This window comes from Bradyrhizobium sp. 4 (assembly GCF_023100905.1).
Lineage (GTDB): Bacteria > Pseudomonadota > Alphaproteobacteria > Rhizobiales > Xanthobacteraceae > Bradyrhizobium.
Genome location: NZ_CP064686.1, coordinates 4,030,211 through 4,046,310, shown reverse-complemented (window position 1 = coordinate 4,046,310; position 16,100 = coordinate 4,030,211). Strand labels below are relative to the sequence as shown.

The 16,100-nt window shown below is 63.2% G+C and carries 15 protein-coding genes and 1 pseudogene; 8 read left to right on the top strand and 8 right to left on the bottom strand.

What is annotated here, in order from left to right; translation table 11 throughout:
* Positions 1-53: 53 nt before the first annotated feature.
* The 3 genes from IVB45_RS18885 to glk form a co-directional block, all read right to left on the bottom strand.
* Positions 54-218, bottom strand: a complete 165-nt coding sequence (locus IVB45_RS18885; protein ID WP_162847220.1) for a hypothetical protein — start codon at positions 216-218, stop codon at positions 54-56.
* A 143-nt stretch (positions 219-361) separates the two neighbouring features.
* Positions 362-565 (bottom strand): hypothetical protein, encoded by a 204-nt coding sequence (locus tag IVB45_RS18880; RefSeq protein ID WP_007590943.1) that lies wholly within the window; start codon positions 563-565, stop codon positions 362-364.
* A 142-nt stretch (positions 566-707) separates the two neighbouring features.
* Positions 708-1,679 (bottom strand): glucokinase, encoded by a 972-nt coding sequence (gene glk / locus IVB45_RS18875; protein WP_247359359.1) that lies wholly within the window; start codon positions 1,677-1,679, stop codon positions 708-710.
* 257 nt (positions 1,680-1,936) lie between these two features.
* Here glk and pncA point away from each other — a divergent pair.
* From pncA to IVB45_RS18840, 7 genes and pseudogenes are all read left to right on the top strand, one after another.
* Positions 1,937-2,576: pseudogene (gene pncA, locus IVB45_RS18870) on the top strand (bifunctional nicotinamidase/pyrazinamidase).
* A gap of 16 nt (positions 2,577-2,592) precedes the next feature.
* A complete protein-coding gene (locus IVB45_RS18865) occupies positions 2,593-3,708 on the top strand; it encodes an alpha/beta fold hydrolase (protein ID WP_247359358.1) in 1,116 nt (371 codons plus the stop codon).
* 142 nt (positions 3,709-3,850) lie between these two features.
* Positions 3,851-5,884 (top strand): NAD(+) synthase, encoded by a 2,034-nt coding sequence (locus IVB45_RS18860; RefSeq protein WP_247359357.1) that lies wholly within the window; start codon positions 3,851-3,853, stop codon positions 5,882-5,884.
* A 14-nt stretch (positions 5,885-5,898) separates the two neighbouring features.
* Positions 5,899-6,285 carry a GrlR family regulatory protein gene (locus tag IVB45_RS18855; RefSeq protein ID WP_247359356.1) on the top strand — a complete coding sequence of 129 codons (387 nt, stop codon included), beginning with the start codon at positions 5,899-5,901 and terminating at the stop codon, positions 6,283-6,285.
* 110 nt (positions 6,286-6,395) lie between these two features.
* Complete coding sequence (locus IVB45_RS18850; RefSeq protein WP_247359355.1) at positions 6,396-7,649, top strand: DUF1236 domain-containing protein; 1,254 nt, start codon at positions 6,396-6,398, stop codon at positions 7,647-7,649.
* Between the two features lie 593 nt (positions 7,650-8,242).
* The gene (gene ilvD / locus IVB45_RS18845; RefSeq protein ID WP_247359354.1) at positions 8,243-10,093 is read left to right on the top strand and encodes a dihydroxy-acid dehydratase; all 1,851 of its coding nucleotides are present in this window, start codon (positions 8,243-8,245) and stop codon (positions 10,091-10,093) included.
* 237 nt (positions 10,094-10,330) lie between these two features.
* Entirely contained in the window at positions 10,331-10,654 is a 324-nt protein-coding gene (locus tag IVB45_RS18840) for a hypothetical protein (RefSeq protein ID WP_247359353.1), read from the top strand.
* Between the two features lie 691 nt (positions 10,655-11,345).
* Here the strand turns inward: IVB45_RS18840 and IVB45_RS18835 are convergent.
* Positions 11,346-11,888: a hypothetical protein gene (locus tag IVB45_RS18835; protein WP_247359352.1), complete on the bottom strand. Its 543-nt coding sequence runs from the start codon at positions 11,886-11,888 to the stop codon at positions 11,346-11,348.
* A 543-nt stretch (positions 11,889-12,431) separates the two neighbouring features.
* Between IVB45_RS18835 and IVB45_RS18830 the strand changes: the two genes are divergently transcribed.
* Positions 12,432-13,052 (top strand): DUF6680 family protein, encoded by a 621-nt coding sequence (locus tag IVB45_RS18830; RefSeq protein ID WP_247359351.1) that lies wholly within the window; start codon positions 12,432-12,434, stop codon positions 13,050-13,052.
* Between the two features lie 243 nt (positions 13,053-13,295).
* Here IVB45_RS18830 and IVB45_RS18825 read toward each other — a convergent pair whose 3' ends face one another.
* Genes IVB45_RS18825 through IVB45_RS18810 form a run of 4 tightly spaced genes read right to left on the bottom strand, consistent with a single transcriptional unit; the run spans position 13,296 to position 16,100 of the window.
* A complete protein-coding gene (locus tag IVB45_RS18825) occupies positions 13,296-13,763 on the bottom strand; it encodes a hypothetical protein (RefSeq protein ID WP_247359350.1) in 468 nt (155 codons plus the stop codon).
* Positions 13,763-13,942: a hypothetical protein gene (locus tag IVB45_RS18820; protein ID WP_247359349.1), complete on the bottom strand. Its 180-nt coding sequence runs from the start codon at positions 13,940-13,942 to the stop codon at positions 13,763-13,765. Before IVB45_RS18820 ends, IVB45_RS18825 begins: the two co-directional genes overlap by 1 nt.
* A complete protein-coding gene (locus IVB45_RS18815; RefSeq protein WP_247359348.1) occupies positions 13,939-15,549 on the bottom strand; it encodes a hypothetical protein in 1,611 nt (536 codons plus the stop codon). Before IVB45_RS18815 ends, IVB45_RS18820 begins: the two co-directional genes overlap by 4 nt.
* Complete coding sequence (locus tag IVB45_RS18810; protein ID WP_247359347.1) at positions 15,549-16,100, bottom strand: hypothetical protein; 552 nt, start codon at positions 16,098-16,100, stop codon at positions 15,549-15,551. The genes IVB45_RS18815 and IVB45_RS18810 overlap by 1 nt, the downstream gene beginning before the upstream one ends.

The window sequence follows — 16,100 nt, the reverse complement described above, 5'->3', positions numbered from 1 at the left end:
AAAAATGGCCGCCCGTCAGGGGCGGCCATTTCGCGACGGAATTCGTCGCGGTCTCACATCAGGCCGGCGCCGAGATCGATGCCGCGCGCCATCAGGCCGAACGAGGCGACCAGGCCCGTGCAGCAAAACAGCAAGATGGTCTTGAATGAAGAAAACGAAGAATCGGCCAAACGCGTTTCGCTGGTGGCCGGCATCGCGGCGATCGAAATCATGCTCATGTTCATTCCCCCCTTTGTTGCCCCTGAATTGCATCAGGTAAGGGAACTCCTAGAGCAAAAAGTTTGACGCGAGCTTTCGAGGGATCGTTAACGAAATCGCAATTGATGCCGCGTTTTCGGGCACCGTAGCGCAACCACTCGTTTCACTGGCGCCCGTTCTTCAGCACGGTAGCGATAGTGTGGGCCGTCATGGCCGCGCGGTCCGAAGCGCGCTGGGCGGCGAGGCGGTCACGCGCCTTTTCCTCAATCAAGAGCTCGATCAGGGCCAGCCGCTTGCCATCGTCGTCCGCCTCGAGCAGCAGGCGGTGATAGCGGTGATAGTCGAAACCCAGATCCTGCTTACGCATGTCACGCCCCCGCAACTACGCCACACACAAGCCAGGATTGTTTCTCATCCGGGACGAACGCGCAAGCACGATCCCGCGTCGAGCGGGCGTGCCGTGCAATCAGCTGTGCATGACTGGAATCCGCGGACGGAGGCGCGCGCCGTTAAGGCTGGTTGTGCTCCGCGAACATCTTCAGGCCGAGGAAACTCGCATCAGGTTTCGTGACCAGCCTGGTCGGGATGTCGCGGAGATAGTCCTGGAAGCGTCCCTTGGCTTCGAAGCGCGCCCGGAATGCGGAAGCCGCAAGGAACTCCGGAAAGCGCGGCACGATTCCGCCGGCGATATAGACGCCGCCGCGGGCGCCGAAGGTCACCGCGAGATTGCCGGCGACCGAGCCGAGGATGGCGCAAAACATGTCCAGCGTCGCGCGGCAGAGTTCGCAACTGCCCTCCAAGGCCGCCTTCGTGATGGCAGCGGCATCGCGATGCGGCACCTCGGCGCCTTCCACTTCGGCCAGCGCCTCGTACAGGCTTTGCAGGCCGGAACCGGACAATGCGCCACGCTCGATGGAGACATGGCCGAGGCGCCGGCGCATGCACGCGATTACGCGTTCCTCGCGCTCGTCCTCTGCCGGCAGGGTCGCGTGGCCCGCCTCGGTGACGACGGCCAACCGTGAGCCGTGGCGCTCGACCAGACAGGAAACACCAAAGCCGGTTCCGGGACCGACCACCAGCAACGGTTCTCCGGGAAGACCCTCCTGTCCGCCGAGCGGGATCAGGTCGGCGGGCTGCAGGGCGGGCAGGGACCAGGCCACCACCTCGAAATCGTTGAGAACATGGACGCTGTCGAAGCCGAGAGCCGGCTGAAGCTCGTTGCCGTCGATGACCCACGGGCTGTTGGTCATGACGCAGCGGTTGTTGGTCACCGGCCCCGCGACGGCCAGCACAGCCCTTCGGGGCGTTTTGCCGTCTGAGCGACGCGCGAGAACATCGGCAATGGCTTCCCGGACCGTCGGGAAGTCCGCCACTTTGACGTAATCGATCGGTCCGGTCTCATCGCCCTGACTGAGCGCGAAGCGCGCATTGGTGCCGCCGATATCGGCGAGAAGAATCTGTCCTGTCTTGCCGATGGTCATGTGGGTATGGCTGCCACAGCCCCTTTCGGGCTGCGGGAACCGCTTCCTCCGCTCTATCCGGTCGCAAAATGCGAACGGCTTTTAGAATCCGTCCCCTGGTGGATCTAGTCAACACGGATGAGCCCAAACCGTTGCATCCCGGCACCGACGGGGTGCATTCGCGCAGATCGCCGCACCGCTTCGGTGGTTGCGAAGCAGCGCGGGAAGATCGACACTGGAGACGTTCGTTCTGCGCCGGTCGCGCGGGATGGCCTGGAATGGACCTTGCGATGAAGATTTCCGACCGCGACGTGGCTGCTGGTCATCGATGTGCAGAACGATTTTTGCACGGGCGGGGCGCTCGCCGTGCCCGGCGGCGAGGCGGTCGTCCCCGCCATCAATCGGATCGCCCAAAGATTCGCCAATGTGGTGCTGACCCAGGACTGGCATCCCCGCGATCATGTCTCCTTTGCGCCGAACCATGCGGGCAAACAGCCGTTCCAGACTATCGCGCTTGACTATGGCGTCCAGGTGCTCTGGCCGAGCCATTGCGTCCAGGGCACGGCGGGCGCGGAATTTCATCGCGATCTCGACGTCACCCGCGCAAATCTGGTGGTGCGGAAGGGATTTCGGCGCGGCATCGATTCCTATTCGGCGCTGTTCGAGAACGACAGGAAAACGCCGACCGGACTGCTCGGATATTTGCGCGAGCGCGAGTTGAAGACGATCTTCGTCGTTGGCCTCGCGCTCGACTTCTGCGTCCGCTTCTCGGCGGAGGATGCCCGCAAGGCGGGATTCGAGGTCGCCGTCATCGAGGACGCCTGCCGCGGCATCGATCTCGACGGCTCGGTGGCCGCGACCCATCAGAGTTTTCGGGAGCGCGGCATTTCGCTCGTCAGCTTCGAGGCCTTCCTGTGAGGACCGTGAGTTAGCCATGGCAGAGAAGACCGGCAAACAGCAGCGCGCACCGGGCCCGGTCCCGGATGACCCGCTGCTGTGGCCGTTCGCTGCGGCTCGGCTTGCGATGGACGCCTGCTTCGGATGGCTCGAGCGCGCTCCGCCGGAGCAGTCCGACAGCAGCCTGCCGTGGACCACGCCCAACTCGGTCGCGCTGGAGCTCGCGACCATGCGCCTGCGCAATTGCGCGCGGACGGGGTCCGGTCAGCCGGCCCTGGTCTGCGCGCCCTATGCGCTGCACCGGGCCCTGATCGCCGATTTCGCCCCCGGCCACAGCGTGGTGCAGTCCCTGCAAAATGGCGGCATCGACCGGGTCTATCTCACCGACTGGTGCTCAGCCACGCCTGACATGCGCTATCTCTCGATCGACAGCTATCTTGGCGATCTCAACGTCGCCATCGACGAGATCGGCGCGCCGGTCGATCTCGTCGGACTGTGCCAGGGTGGCTGGCTGTCGCTGCTCTATGCGGCGCGCTTTCCCGCCAAGGTGCGGCGGCTGGTGCTGGCAGGCGCGCCCGTCGACCTCTCGATCGACTCCAGGCTGTCGCAGCTCGCCCGCAACGCACCGGAGATGGTCTATGACCAGCTCGTCGCCCGCGGCGGCGGCAATGTCAGCGGCGAGGAGATGCTGCGGGTCTGGTCGAAGGCGCCGAGCCGCGACGACATCGTGACGGCGCTGCAGAGCGACCTCTCCGGCGAGGAAGGTGCGGCGCTGCTGGCACGCTTCGAGCGCTGGAATGCCGAGCCTCTCAATCTGCCCGGCACCTATTATCTCGAGATCGTCAATTGGATTTTCCGGGAGAACCGGATCGCGCGCGGCGAATTCACGGCCCTCGGCCGCGTGGTTGATCTGAAGGACGTCAAGGTGCCGGTCTTCCTGCTGGCCGGGCTTGATGACGACGTCGTGCCGGCTGCGCAGGCGCTCGCCACCGCCGGCTTGCTCGGCCCACCACCGGCCTTCATTGCGGCGGCCTCCGAGCCCAGTAACCACCTTGGCCTGTTCATGGGCGCGCGGACCCACGCCCATGCCTGGCCCCGGATCGCCGAATGGCTGCGCGACGATCTGCCCGGCATGCTGGTGCGCACAGCCTGACACTGCCCCAAGGGCCGGGCAGCGAAAGCTGCAAATCCGTTATGCATGCCGTTGAATGGCCTGCACGGGGCGATGTCGATGGGTTAAATGGAGTCCAGAGCTGGCGGAGGCCGGTCGCGACGAGACAAAGGGACTGTGCTCGATGAGTTTCCACTCGATCTATGCCCACGGATTTGCGCGCGTGGCGGCCTGCGTCACCACCTCTCATGTGGCCGATCCCACGGCAAACGCGACGGCGGTTCTGGCGGCGGCGAAGGACTGCCACGCGCAGTCGGTGGCGGTGGCCGTGTTTCCCGAGCTGTGCCTGTCGGGCTATGCGATCGAAGATCTCGTGAAGCAGGATCCGCTGCTCGATGCGGTCGAGCGCGGGCTCGTGGCCATCGTCGAGGCATCCTCGTCCCTGATGACCGTCCTGATCGTCGGCGCGCCGCTGCGCTTTGGCAATCGCATCTACAATTGCGCGGTCGTCATCCATCGCGGCAAAGTCCTCGGCGTCGTGCCCAAGAGCTACCTGCCGACCTATCGCGAATTCTACGAGGGACGGCATTTCGCCTCCGGCGCCGGCATCGTCGGAGAGATGGTCGCCTTTGGCGGGCTGCATGCCCCGTTCGGCGTCGACCTCCTGTTCGCGGCCGAGGACGTTCCGGGACTGACCATCGGCGTCGAGATCTGCGAGGACATGTGGATCCCGGTGACGCCGGCCTCCGAGCTCGCGCTCGCGGGCGCGAGCGTGCTGATCAATCTCTCGGGCAGCCCGATCACGATCGGTCGCGCCCGCTCGCGTGCGCTCTTGTGCCAATCGACTTCGGCGCGCTGCCTCGCGGCCTATGTCTATTCCGCGGCCGGGGCAGGGGAGTCGACCACCGATTTGGCCTGGGACGGCCAGACCTCGATCTACGAGAACGGCGTGCTGCTGGCCGAGGGTGAGCGGTTCCGGCAGGGCGGCCAGATCACGCTGGCAGACGTCGATCTGGACCTGCTCAGGCAGGAACGCGCGCTGATGGGCACGTTCGACGACAACCGCCGGCAGCGCGAGGCCTTCTTCCGGAAAGTCGGCTTCGCCTTGAAGCCGCCGGCCGCCGATATCGGCTTCCTGCGCAAGATCGAGCGATTTCCGTTCGTGCCAAGCGACGAGAGCCTGCTCGAGCAGGACTGCTATGAGGCCTACAACATTCAGGTCGCGGGCCTTGTCCAGCGCATGCGTGCGACCGGCACCAAGCGCGTCGTCATCGGCGTCTCGGGCGGGCTCGATTCCACCCACGCCTTGATCGTCGCCGCCAAGGCGGTCGATTTGCTTGGCCTGCCGCGCGAGAACATTCTCGCCTACACCATGCCCGGCTTTGCCACCGGCAGCGAGAGCAAGACCAATGCGCTGGCGCTGATGAAAGCGTTGCAGACGAGTTGGCAGGAGCTCGACATTCGCACCACGGCGACGCAGATGCTGAAGGACATCGGCCATCCCTTCGGCACGGGCGAGAAGGTCTACGATGTCACGTTCGAGAATGTGCAGGCGGGCCTGCGAACGGACTATCTGTTCCGGCTCGCCAACCACAACGGCGGCATCGTCATCGGCACCGGCGATCTCTCCGAGCTCGCACTGGGCTGGTGCACCTATGGCGTCGGCGACCAGATGGCGCACTATAACGTCAATGCCGGGGTGCCGAAGACGCTGATCCAGCATCTGATCCGCTGGGTGATCGCTTCCAAGCAGTTCACCGACGACGTCAACCAAACGCTTGGATCGATCCTGTCGGCCGAAATCTCGCCGGAGCTGGTTCCGGCCGAGCCGGGCGAGAAGCCGCAGAGCACGGAAGCTTCGGTCGGTCCCTACGAGCTCCAGGATTTCAACCTGTTCTACACGCTGCGGTTTGGCATGCGCCCGTCCAAGATCGCCTTCATGGCGCTGCAGGCGTGGAAGGACGTCGCCGAGGGCGAATGGCCGCCGGCATTTCCGACCGACAAGCGCAGGGCCTACGATCTCAAGGAGATCCGCCGCTGGCTCGAGGTGTTCCTGCGCCGCTTCTTCGCTTTCAGCCAGTTCAAACGCTCGGCGATGCCGAACGGCCCCAAGGTTTCTGCCGGCGGCTCATTGTCGCCGCGCGGCGACTGGCGCGCGCCGTCGGATTCGAGCGCGGCGGCGTGGCTTGAAGATCTCGAACGGAATGTGCCGGTTTGAACGGGAGATGAGCGATGTCGGCCGGCGATGGGCCCGAGCAGGGCGGCAACCCACAGAAGGTCCTCAACGGCCTCTACATCTTTGAGATTGAGATGCGTGACGGCAAGCGAGGCCAGGCCAAAGGCGTCGTCGTGCTCTGCGACGGCCGCATCATGGGCGGCGACAGCTATTTCTACTACACCGGCAGCTACACCTTCCGGAACGGAAAATGGCGCGGCGATATGACCGTCAATCAGCACACCGAGGCCGTCGGCAAGCCGCTCGCGTTCGGCGGCAGGGAAGTGACCTGCGGCTTTTCGGGCGACTATTCCGCCGACGGCGCCGAGGTTGAAGGCATGGCGCTGGTTGGCAAGACCAGCGTGACATTCACGGCGCGGCTCATGATGAAGGACCCGATGTGAGACCGGCCTGAGATGTGAGACCCGCGTGATCGGCCCTCGTTCCTGACCAGGAACCTTCGCACCCACAGAACGTTCGCGTCTGTTGTTGCGGATTTCCGAGGAGAGGGACCATGCGCAAGCACTTGATGTTATCGACTGCAGCGATCGGACTGATGCTTGCTTCCGGCTTCGCCCACGCCCAGGCGCCCGGTGAGCGTAGAGACGAGCCGAGACGGACCGAGGAGCCGGCGAAAGGCGCCGCACCGCAGCGCGGCGGCGCCCAAGAGCGTGTTCAGGAGCGCGCGCAGGGCGCCCAGGACCGATTGCAGGGCGCTGGCCGCGAGGAGAAGGGCGGCGCTGCCAGGCAGGACGCGAGTGACGACAAGCGCCAGCCGGCGAGTTCTGCCGAGCGCAACCAGCCGAAGTCGAAGGATCAGGCCCAGGACTCCCGCGAGCCTTCGCGCGATCGCAATCGCGATGCCGAGAGCACGAAACCGGGACGCGACAGCAAGAGCAGCGCCGAGACGAAGCAGGACAAATCGGCGCCGCAGAAATCGACGGCCGAGTCCGAGAAGTCCAAATCCGGCACGTCTAGCCAGCAGAACGAGCGCACGGGTGCCGCGGCCAACCAGAACGAGCGCAACCAGACCCAGCCGCCGCGCAACGCGGCTGACCAGCAGCAGCCGGCGCAACAGAACAACCGGCCGGCCACCGCGACCGACACGAACCGGACGGCCCCGACCAACAATGCGCAGACCGCGCCCGCCACCTCGGGCACGCAGACCAATCAAGCCAACCAGACGACGCAGACCAACACGCAGGCCAATCAGCAGACGCAGGTGACGTCCGAGAAGCAGGTGCGGATCTCCGAAACGGTGAGCCGTGCACGCCTGGCGGAGCCGGAGCGTAATCTGAACATTTCGATCCGGGTCGGCGAGACCATTCCCTCGCGCGTGCGCCTTCACAGGCTTCCGCCCGAGATCGTCTCGATCGAGCCTGAATATCGAGACTACGAATATTTCGCGACCGGTGACGACGTCGTCATTGTGGAGCCGCGGACGCATCGCATCGTCAGCCAGGTCCCTCGCGATCCGTCGCGAGCCCGCGCCCAGATGAGCGGCGGCACCTCATCGGGAATGGCGGCCGCGGGGGGCAGCAATGTGAACTGCCAGTTCATGCGGCGTGACGCCTCGGGCAATGTGGCCCAGGCAGAACCCTCCACCGTAGGCTCGACCGCACGAAACGATTCCCTGAGCGTGACCGTCCAGATGCCCGGCGGCGGCTCGTCCGCGCCGATCGCCCTCGGCGCTGCCGCGGGCAACATCGTGGTCGCGACGCAAGGGCAGGGCGACTGCACGGTGACGATCGAGCCGCAGACGCGCTAAGCGCCCGGGTCGGCATAACGACGCCAAAACGACTTCGCGCCGCACGGCTGATCAAGCCGGCGGCGCGAAATCACGTTCAATCTAGAAAGTCCCGAGGTCCGGAGTGCCTAGGAGTCCGGACCTCGTAACCTTGCCCCAGCCTTTGATCCCCCCGCCCCATGTGGTCCCCCAACCCCGTGGTGCGCGATCAGAGGGTGATGCCCTTGGAAGGCCGCCGATCGATGTCCCGCGATGTACGCGACATCGGAATAGGATTCCATTCCGGACGACTACGGATTTTATCGCGCTTGCATTTGCGCGGTGCATGGGCCTGCACGCGCGATTGCCCGAAACCAATGCAAGCGCGCGCCGACTTGTAGCCTGGGGAGCGAAACGTAATCCGGGGCCGGTCTCGTCCGCCGGCGCGCACTTGCCCCGGCTTGCGCTGCGCTCCATCCGCGCTACGAAGAGCCCGCGCCGGAAGCAGGGGAGCCCTGTCCGGCCCAAGTTCCCGTTGCGCGCGTTCCCCCCGTGCGCTATCCGGCCGGAAAGGCCTGAGGCGGCTTCGAAATTTTGCCGCGCCCGGCCAGCCAAACCCGAGGACGGAAACCGCCATGCCAGCCTATCGCTCCCGCACCACCACCCATGGCCGCAACATGGCGGGCGCCCGCGGCCTCTGGCGCGCGACCGGCATGAAGGACGGCGATTTCGGCAAGCCGATCATCGCGGTGGTCAATTCCTTCACCCAGTTCGTGCCCGGCCACGTCCATCTCAAGGACCTCGGCCAGCTCGTCGCCCGCGAGATCGAGCAGGCCGGCGGCGTGGCGAAGGAGTTCAACACCATCGCGGTCGACGACGGCATCGCCATGGGCCATGACGGCATGCTCTACAGCCTGCCGTCGCGCGAGCTCATCGCCGACAGCGTCGAGTACATGGTCAATGCACATTGCGCCGACGGCATGGTCTGCATCTCCAATTGCGACAAGATCACCCCCGGCATGCTGATGGCCGCGCTGCGGCTCAACATCCCCGCCGTGTTCGTCTCGGGCGGACCGATGGAGGCCGGCAAGGTCACGCTGCAGGGCAAGACCAAGGCGGTCGACCTGATCGATGCCATGGTCGCAGCCGCCGACTCCAAAGTCAGCGACGAGGACGTCAAGGTGATTGAGCGCTCGGCGTGCCCGACCTGCGGCTCGTGCTCGGGCATGTTCACGGCCAATTCGATGAACTGCCTCACGGAAGCCCTTGGCCTTGCGCTCCCCGGCAACGGCACGGTGGTCGCGACCCACGCCGATCGCAAGCGCCTGTTCGTCGAGGCCGGCCACACCATCGTCGATATCGTGCGCCGCCACTACGAGCAGGACGACACGAGCGTGCTGCCGCGCAATGTCGCGAACTTCAAGGCGTTCGAGAACGCGATGACACTCGACATCGCGATGGGCGGCTCGACCAACACGGTGCTGCATCTGCTCGCCGCCGCCCATGAAGGCGAGGTCGCGTTCACCATGCAGGACATCGACCGGCTGTCGCGCCGCGTGCCGGTGCTGTGCAAGGTCGCGCCGTCGGTTGCCGACGTGCATGTCGAGGACGTGCATCGTGCCGGCGGCATCATGGGCATTCTGGGCGAGCTCGACCGCGCCGGCTTGATCGACACCTCGGTCTCGACCGTGCACGCGCCGACCATGAACGACGCGCTGGAGCGCTGGGACATCAAGCGCTCTAGGAGCGAGTCCGTCCGCACCTTCTTCCGGGCCTCGCCCGGCGGCATCCCGACCCAAATCGCCTTCAGCCAGGAGCGTCGCTACGACGAGCTCGATACCGACCGCGAGAAGGGCGTGGTCCGTAACCTCGAACACGCCTTCAGCAAGGACGGCGGTCTCGCCGTGCTCTACGGCAATCTCGCGCAGGACGGCTGCATCGTGAAGACCGCCGGCGTCGACGCCTCGATCCTGAAATTCGCAGGCCCGGCCCGCGTGTTCGAAAGCCAGGACGCGGCCGTGGAAGGCATTCTGGGCGGCAAGGTCGTTGCCGGCGAGGTCGTGGTCATCATCTATGAAGGCCCGCGCGGCGGCCCCGGCATGCAGGAGATGCTGTATCCGACCAGCTATCTGAAATCGATGGGCCTCGGCAAAGCCTGCGCGCTCGTCACCGACGGACGCTTCTCAGGCGGCTCGTCGGGCCTGTCGATCGGCCATCTGTCGCCGGAAGCCGCCGAAGGCGGCAACATCGGTCTGGTGCAGACCGGCGATCGCATCGCCATCGACATCCCGAGCCGCAGCATCACCATCGAGGTCTCCGACGAGGAGCTGGCCAAGCGTCGCGCCGCCGAAGAGGCGAAGGGCGATGCCGCCTGGCAGGCGATTGGCCGCAAGCGCAACGTCTCGACCGCGCTGCAGGCTTACGCTGCGCTCACCACCAGCGCCGCGCGCGGCGCGGTGCGCGAAGTGAAGCGGCGTTCGAAGTAACAGCGTCTCGTGCCGGCGTGATCGCAAGCATCGCGCATCGCACATGGTCAACAAGTTCTGAACGGCCGGCGCAAGCCGGCCGTTTGCATTAAGGATGCCCCGACGAACTTCGGCAAGGCAAGGTTTTGCCGCGTATACTGATGCGACCTTCGCAAATCCATTTCGGGCAACTGGGGCACCACAATAATGTCTCGCACTCTTGCTGTCGTTTTCTCCACGGTCGTCGCTGCGATTTCCATGACGAGCGCTGCTTCCGCCGGCTGTTACAATTGCTACACGCCGCCGCCGTGCACGACCTGCTACCAGCAGCAATATGTGCAGCCGCAATACCGCACCGTCGACGAGACCGTAATGGTGTCGCCCGGCGCCACCGTCGCGCATCGCGCGCCGGCGCAGTACCGCACCGTGATGGTGCCGCAGACCGTGATGGTGGCGCCGCCGAGCGTCCAGTACGAGCGCATCCCGCCGCAATACGCCACGCGCCAGCGCGTCGAGATGGTCCAGCCGGGCTATTCCTATTACGCTCCGGTGCAGATGGGCTGCGCGTCCTGCGGCTACTGAGCTAAAGCAACAATGAACGGACTTGCGCGGCGCTCCCTCGGGGGCGCCGCTTTTCTTTGCAGCTGGCAAACGAGGCCCGGAAACGGAAGCGACTCCAAACCGGGCCTCGCAACCGGCGACGCCCTGGGAGATGTCGCCAGTGTCCGGGATTGCCGAGAGGGCATAGGGTAAGGGAACAGGCTGACGCTCGCCTGACAGATCCGATGCCGGGGAAAGGGGCGGGCGCCAACTTCGCGTTGCTATGCGCCGTCGACTGCGTTAAGCGACAGCCATTCCGGACTTGGAAGGGTGGCCGAGTGGTTTAAGGCACCGGTCTTGAAATTCTGGAATTGCCGTATCAGCCTGTGTTGGCTGATCCCGGCTGGCGCTGAAACACTGGGCATTTCCTCAGTCTCAGCGCCCATTCGTCCCCGCCGATCTGACGTCGTCCCAACCTGTTGGGTAGCAAATCCGGTAGCATCCGGTCGCACCCGACGCATGGCGGGGACCAATGTCATGTGGCGACGCGCATTCACGTGGTGGAGCAGGGCGTCTCGGGCTCGTCGTGAAATGATCGAGATGGAGGAGGCCTGCCGCGCTGGGGCGGAGGCCACGGACCGCGCAGACGTTCGGGACGCTCTCCTGGAGATGGCCGATAACTACCGCCGCGAGATCGAAGGCCCGCCAGCGTGAACCGGCGGGCCTCGCGCGATCAGGCGGCTTGGTAAGCCAGAGTGAAGGCGCGAATCTCGCGACCCAGCTCGTCGATTGGCTCGCCTTTGCAAAGCAGTTCGCCGTTGGTCGTGATGACCCTGCTTCTTATAAGGAGGCCAGGAAGTGTTTGCGCCTTGATGCGGAGGATCTTGCGCCCGACCTTCCTGGTGCGCTTGCATGCCTGACACCAAGCTTCCCAAGCCTTCCGGTAGCCCGTCTCGTCACCCGCCGTATTCCAAGCGTCATTCCACTTGCGAAATTCGATTTGGGTCAGCGTGCGCTGTTGCTCTGTTTCATCTGAGGGCTCTAACCCCAATATCTCGCGCCGCCGCGTCTCGGTCGCCACGTAGAGGCGGTGGCTCTTGCGACGCAGGGGCACTTCTTGTCTGAGAAGACTCTCATATTCCCTCCCGAGCTCAGTGAGCGATGCGTCCGGATCATCCAAGGAGGAGAGAGACCCCTCCCTCACGTTGGGCGCTGGGAGTGCCTCAGAGCGGGCGGGAATGGCGGCACCTGCGAGCGTAGCAACGAAAACGTTCATGAGGGTTCTCCTGCTGATCTGTGCCCCGTTCGATTGAATCGCTGGGGCATGGGAAGGTTCGCCATCCACAGGTCTGGACTGACATGCGGCAGGCGGACTGGTTAGAATCAATGGAGGTGAGGAGAATCGATCGGCGCCTGGGGCGCTGATGCTTTGCTTCGTCATGGGGGTACCCCGTCGTCGGCTTATCAAGGCCGTCGCCGGTGTCAGACCGGCAGCCGGGAGTTGATAACCTGCGAAGCGACAGGCGGCGGCGCTTTTAAGGGTTTCCCCTCTGGACATGGCGCGGCCCTCCCGGCCATAATGGCCAGGTTGGGACGCACGCCAATGCGCCACCTAATTCAAACCGCCGCCCCTTCGCTGCCAGGCGAACGGGCAATTCCTGCCAGGGAATGCGGTCTATAGCTTCGTCCGGGTTATCAAGCCCACGGACAGTCCATCACTGATTTGGTTAAAAATCCACCCCTTTCGGGGCGCTTCGGCGCGTCTGCCATTGCTCTCCACCGATGGTTGCGATTGGATGGATGCGGGGAGGAATTGCAAATGAATATTGATTGGGCTGTTGTTTTTGCCACAATTCTCGGACCGATACTCGCGATCCAAGCTCAAAAAATGTTAGAGCGTTCAGCGGAAAAGAAGCGGCGGAGAGAGCGCATCTTCGAGGCTCTTATGACAAATCGAGCCACCCGCCTGTCAGACTACTATGTTCAAGCCTTGAACCAAATCGACTTGGAGTTCCACGAAAAGGCCGACAAGCCGGTGAGAGACGCATGGCGCGCGTTATTTGGAGAGTTGGACCATCCTGAGCAGGATGGTGCGCCGCAGCCGCTCGTTGCCGCATGGATAGCTCGTTGCAACGATCGTCTAGTCAAGCTACTCGAAGAAATGAGCAAGGCGCTCGGTCGATCATTTTCCGAGGAAGAGATACGGCGCGGCATCTATTATCCGAAGGGCCGCTTCGATGTTGAGCAAGCACAACTCGCAGTGCTTACAGGGGCTCAGAGACTTCTTGACGGCTCCAGTCCGCTGAAGATCGAAAATGCGGGGCCGGGGCCCAGCGAAATGCAACTCGCACTGTTGAAGAAATTTCATGACGCTTACGATGAGACAGGAGCCCTGAGGGTCGTGTTCTCCAATGCAAACGAGAAGCGCAACTTAAATTAACGAACCCAGCGGGTTGCTGACCATGATCAAGCCGCGCCAAGACTTCGAAGTCGTCGGAACAGACGTAACGCTGTCTGAGGATCGTCAGTCGGCAATTGTCCTGATTGATACAAACGGTTCAATAGATCTCGGCCTGCGATTGAGCCGGGACACATTAGCTCTCCTGCACACCCAAATCGGCACTGCGCTATCAGATCCAACTCCGCGTGTTGCTCGGCCGTAAGAAGCTTCCCCATTTGCACCTCACTTGTAGCTCGCCGGCTTCGATCGACCTTTTGAGACGTCGATAGCCCTCCCGCCGATATCGGTCGGCGTCATGCCGAAGCTGAACCTGACCTTCGGATCTGCGACGCCGTAAATGTGGTACAGGTTGGCTTCGTCCACCTTGCGGGAGTCCGCCGGGTATAACTCCAGCGCCTCGCACTCAGGCCCGAGAAGCTGGTTCTTCACCTGCTGAAACAGCCGCCAGTCCCTATGGACCGGCTGACCGTCGCGGCCTTCGATCCGAAGTCGAAACCAGCCGCTACCAAGGCGATATTTGACGACCACGAAGGCGGAGTTTTGCCAATACTCGGCCACACCCATGTTGGCCGTGAGCACTTTGATCGCCTCCTCACGCGAGCAGCGGTGCTCTCGCATCAAAAGTGCGACATCAGCCTCAGCAAGAGGCGGCGCCTCTATACGCTCAAGCGGCTCCCAGGCCTCGGTCACTACACGTTCTCCAGCATCCACCCCAACTCCCTGATCATCTCCACCCGCCGCTCACGGCTCAGCGCCGGGCACCTGTCGGCATTCCACAGGTGCTCAAGCTGCAAACGAAGCCAGTAGTCATCCACGATGGTAGGACTGCCCAGGCGGTCGAGGCACCTCGCGACGGCCACGTCGCTCAAGTCAGCACTCTGCAATTCGTGCCACTCAGAGTAGGCGTCCCCCACACGTCGAGGAATGTCACCTTGTCGGAATTGGCCGCGACAATAACGTTGTTGTCGATGGTCGCCATGATAGTTGAACGATGAAGATTGTTGACGTTGACGCTACCGGAGATCAGTCCGGCATGGAAATGGATGTCATCGCTGTATGCTGCCGTGGTCCCGTCGAGGATCATCACGTAGCCAGACGAAACACTCCCGCCCGTGGTCGCGATGAAGAAGCCAGTTGCAAACACATGCTGCACGCCAACCAGATAGACCGGAGTAACAGCGCTTCCGAAGAAGTGGCAGTTGGTCATGAACACGCTGCGGTAGCTTGCTCCAGCCGCGTTGGTGTTTGCTGTGCCATCGATGTAGAAGTCAATGTTGTATCCGTTGCCGCCGGACACATAGATATTTTGTAGGCGCAAAATTCCAATGTTGGCGGCGTTGCCAGGCAAGATGGCCGAAATCGCAGATCCACCGAACGTGCCAGATTTAGCGGCGAACTGAAGGTCCGTGATAGTGGCGCCCCAGGCGCCCAGCGCAAAAACGCCTCGAAACGTGTCGGGATCAAAGAAGCGTTTGTAGATAATCGTGGGCTGGCCGCCACCCTGAGCGCCGCTAATCTGGATAATGAAGGTGGGCTCCGTAATTGTATTGTCGAGAGCCCATTGACCTGATGGGATCAGCATATTGCTGTGCTTCAGATTGCAGTAGGCCATGCAAAGATTGATGGCCGCAGCGGCGTCTGGATCCGTATCGAGGGACGACACAACCGGCACCGCGCCGAACTGCATGACGCTGACCCACGATCCGGTTAGCTCCCAATAGGCTCCATCTGCCGAATGAATGTAGCCGGAATGAGCGGGAAGGCCGCCAACTCGCTTGTAGACGGCATTGGTGGCTATGCTGCCGCCGCCATCGCCAATCGTGGTGTAGCCGGCCGTGGTGATGTAGTTCACGGGGGAAGGAATCGTGGCCGCAATCGCCGTGGTGCGCGTGTCGAAATTTGCACCTGTGGCAAGAGCAAGGATTGGATCAATGACCTTTACCTGTCCACCCACGATTTCAAGGCCCGCGCCGATATCGACCTCTATCGCGCCGGCAGAGAAATCAAGTCCCGCGCCGAGATGAGCGGTCAGTGTATTACCCGTCAGCGTGAGGCCGTTAGACGCGATGATTCCCGCGGTCGGCGGCGCAAACGTCAAAGACGTAGTGTCCGGCGTGATCGGATCGCTAGCCGTGACATACGAGGTCTTGGCGCCGTTGGCGGTGCCTTCGTTGATGTAGACTTGCGTCCCCTTTACCATCTCACCGAGGTCGTCAAAGTCGGTGGTGCGAGTCCAGTTACCAGAACTGACCGCGTAAATGCCGTTCTGCGTCGAGTCCGATTGGTTGCGGACTAGCACCCGGTCGCCAGCGGCGACGGTCACACCGTCGATCGTGAGCAAGCCGTTGAGTACAATGTTCGCGCTCGTGCAGACGCGCACAGGCGTCTTGATTGCAAAGGCTGCTTGAGGGTTCGTTTCTCCGGCGTTAGGGAGCACCGAACCGACAACGCGCCCCATCCGATCGATAATCGCCATCAGGAAACCGGCCTCGACATCAGCTCAGTGGTGATGTAGTGCGCAGCCTCAGGCTTGGTCTTGAAGCCGTCACGCATCAGCTTACCATCAGCCTTCCGCACCACAGCCAATCGCCGCAGCACGTCACCCGTGTCCTCGACCTTGTAGCCGTCCGCCTCGAAGTCCTTGCGCTCCGCGGCCTCCATCTCGGTTTCGATCAGGGTCCGCAACTCGACATGCGCGGCGATGTGATCGGAAGCGACCACCATCAGGAGCGACCAGAAGGTGAGATCAGCCGAGCGGACCTCGATGAGATCGCCCATGGTGAACTTGGCTGCGATCTGCTTGAAGAAACCCTCGGATTTCACGTCCGCAATTGTCTCCTCAGGGCGCATCGTATAGCTCCACTCGTTGCGAGCGAATGAGGCACCGAGGAAGCGCTTGGGATCGGCGAGCGGCTTCTTAAGGGCCGCCGGCTTGTCTCCTGCTTTCAGCGCTGCAATATCGGCGTGGAGCCGTTCTTTTGCCGACGCGTTCTGCTCAGCCCGGAAGTTGGTTTCTGCTGCGGTCAT

What these genes read in the sequence shown, in the direction of transcription:
- IVB45_RS18885 (WP_162847220.1), bottom strand. Translation starts at nt 218, where the DNA reads ATGAGCATGATTTCGATCGCCGCGATGCCGGCCACCAGCGAAACGCGT.
- IVB45_RS18880 (WP_007590943.1), bottom strand. Translation starts at nt 565, where the DNA reads ATGCGTAAGCAGGATCTGGGTTTCGACTATCACCGCTATCACCGCCTG.
- glk (WP_247359359.1), bottom strand. Translation starts at nt 1,679, where the DNA reads ATGACCATCGGCAAGACAGGACAGATTCTTCTCGCCGATATCGGCGGC.
- IVB45_RS18865 (WP_247359358.1), top strand. Translation starts at nt 2,593, where the DNA reads ATGGCAGAGAAGACCGGCAAACAGCAGCGCGCACCGGGCCCGGTCCCG.
- IVB45_RS18860 (WP_247359357.1), top strand. Translation starts at nt 3,851, where the DNA reads ATGAGTTTCCACTCGATCTATGCCCACGGATTTGCGCGCGTGGCGGCC.
- IVB45_RS18855 (WP_247359356.1), top strand. Translation starts at nt 5,899, where the DNA reads ATGTCGGCCGGCGATGGGCCCGAGCAGGGCGGCAACCCACAGAAGGTC.
- IVB45_RS18850 (WP_247359355.1), top strand. Translation starts at nt 6,396, where the DNA reads ATGCGCAAGCACTTGATGTTATCGACTGCAGCGATCGGACTGATGCTT.
- ilvD (WP_247359354.1), top strand. Translation starts at nt 8,243, where the DNA reads ATGCCAGCCTATCGCTCCCGCACCACCACCCATGGCCGCAACATGGCG.
- IVB45_RS18840 (WP_247359353.1), top strand. Translation starts at nt 10,331, where the DNA reads ATGACGAGCGCTGCTTCCGCCGGCTGTTACAATTGCTACACGCCGCCG.
- IVB45_RS18835 (WP_247359352.1), bottom strand. Translation starts at nt 11,888, where the DNA reads ATGAACGTTTTCGTTGCTACGCTCGCAGGTGCCGCCATTCCCGCCCGC.
- IVB45_RS18830 (WP_247359351.1), top strand. Translation starts at nt 12,432, where the DNA reads ATGAATATTGATTGGGCTGTTGTTTTTGCCACAATTCTCGGACCGATA.
- IVB45_RS18815 (WP_247359348.1), bottom strand. Translation starts at nt 15,549, where the DNA reads ATGGCGATTATCGATCGGATGGGGCGCGTTGTCGGTTCGGTGCTCCCT.
- IVB45_RS18810 (WP_247359347.1), bottom strand. Translation starts at nt 16,100, where the DNA reads ATGACCGCAGCAGAAACCAACTTCCGGGCTGAGCAGAACGCGTCGGCA.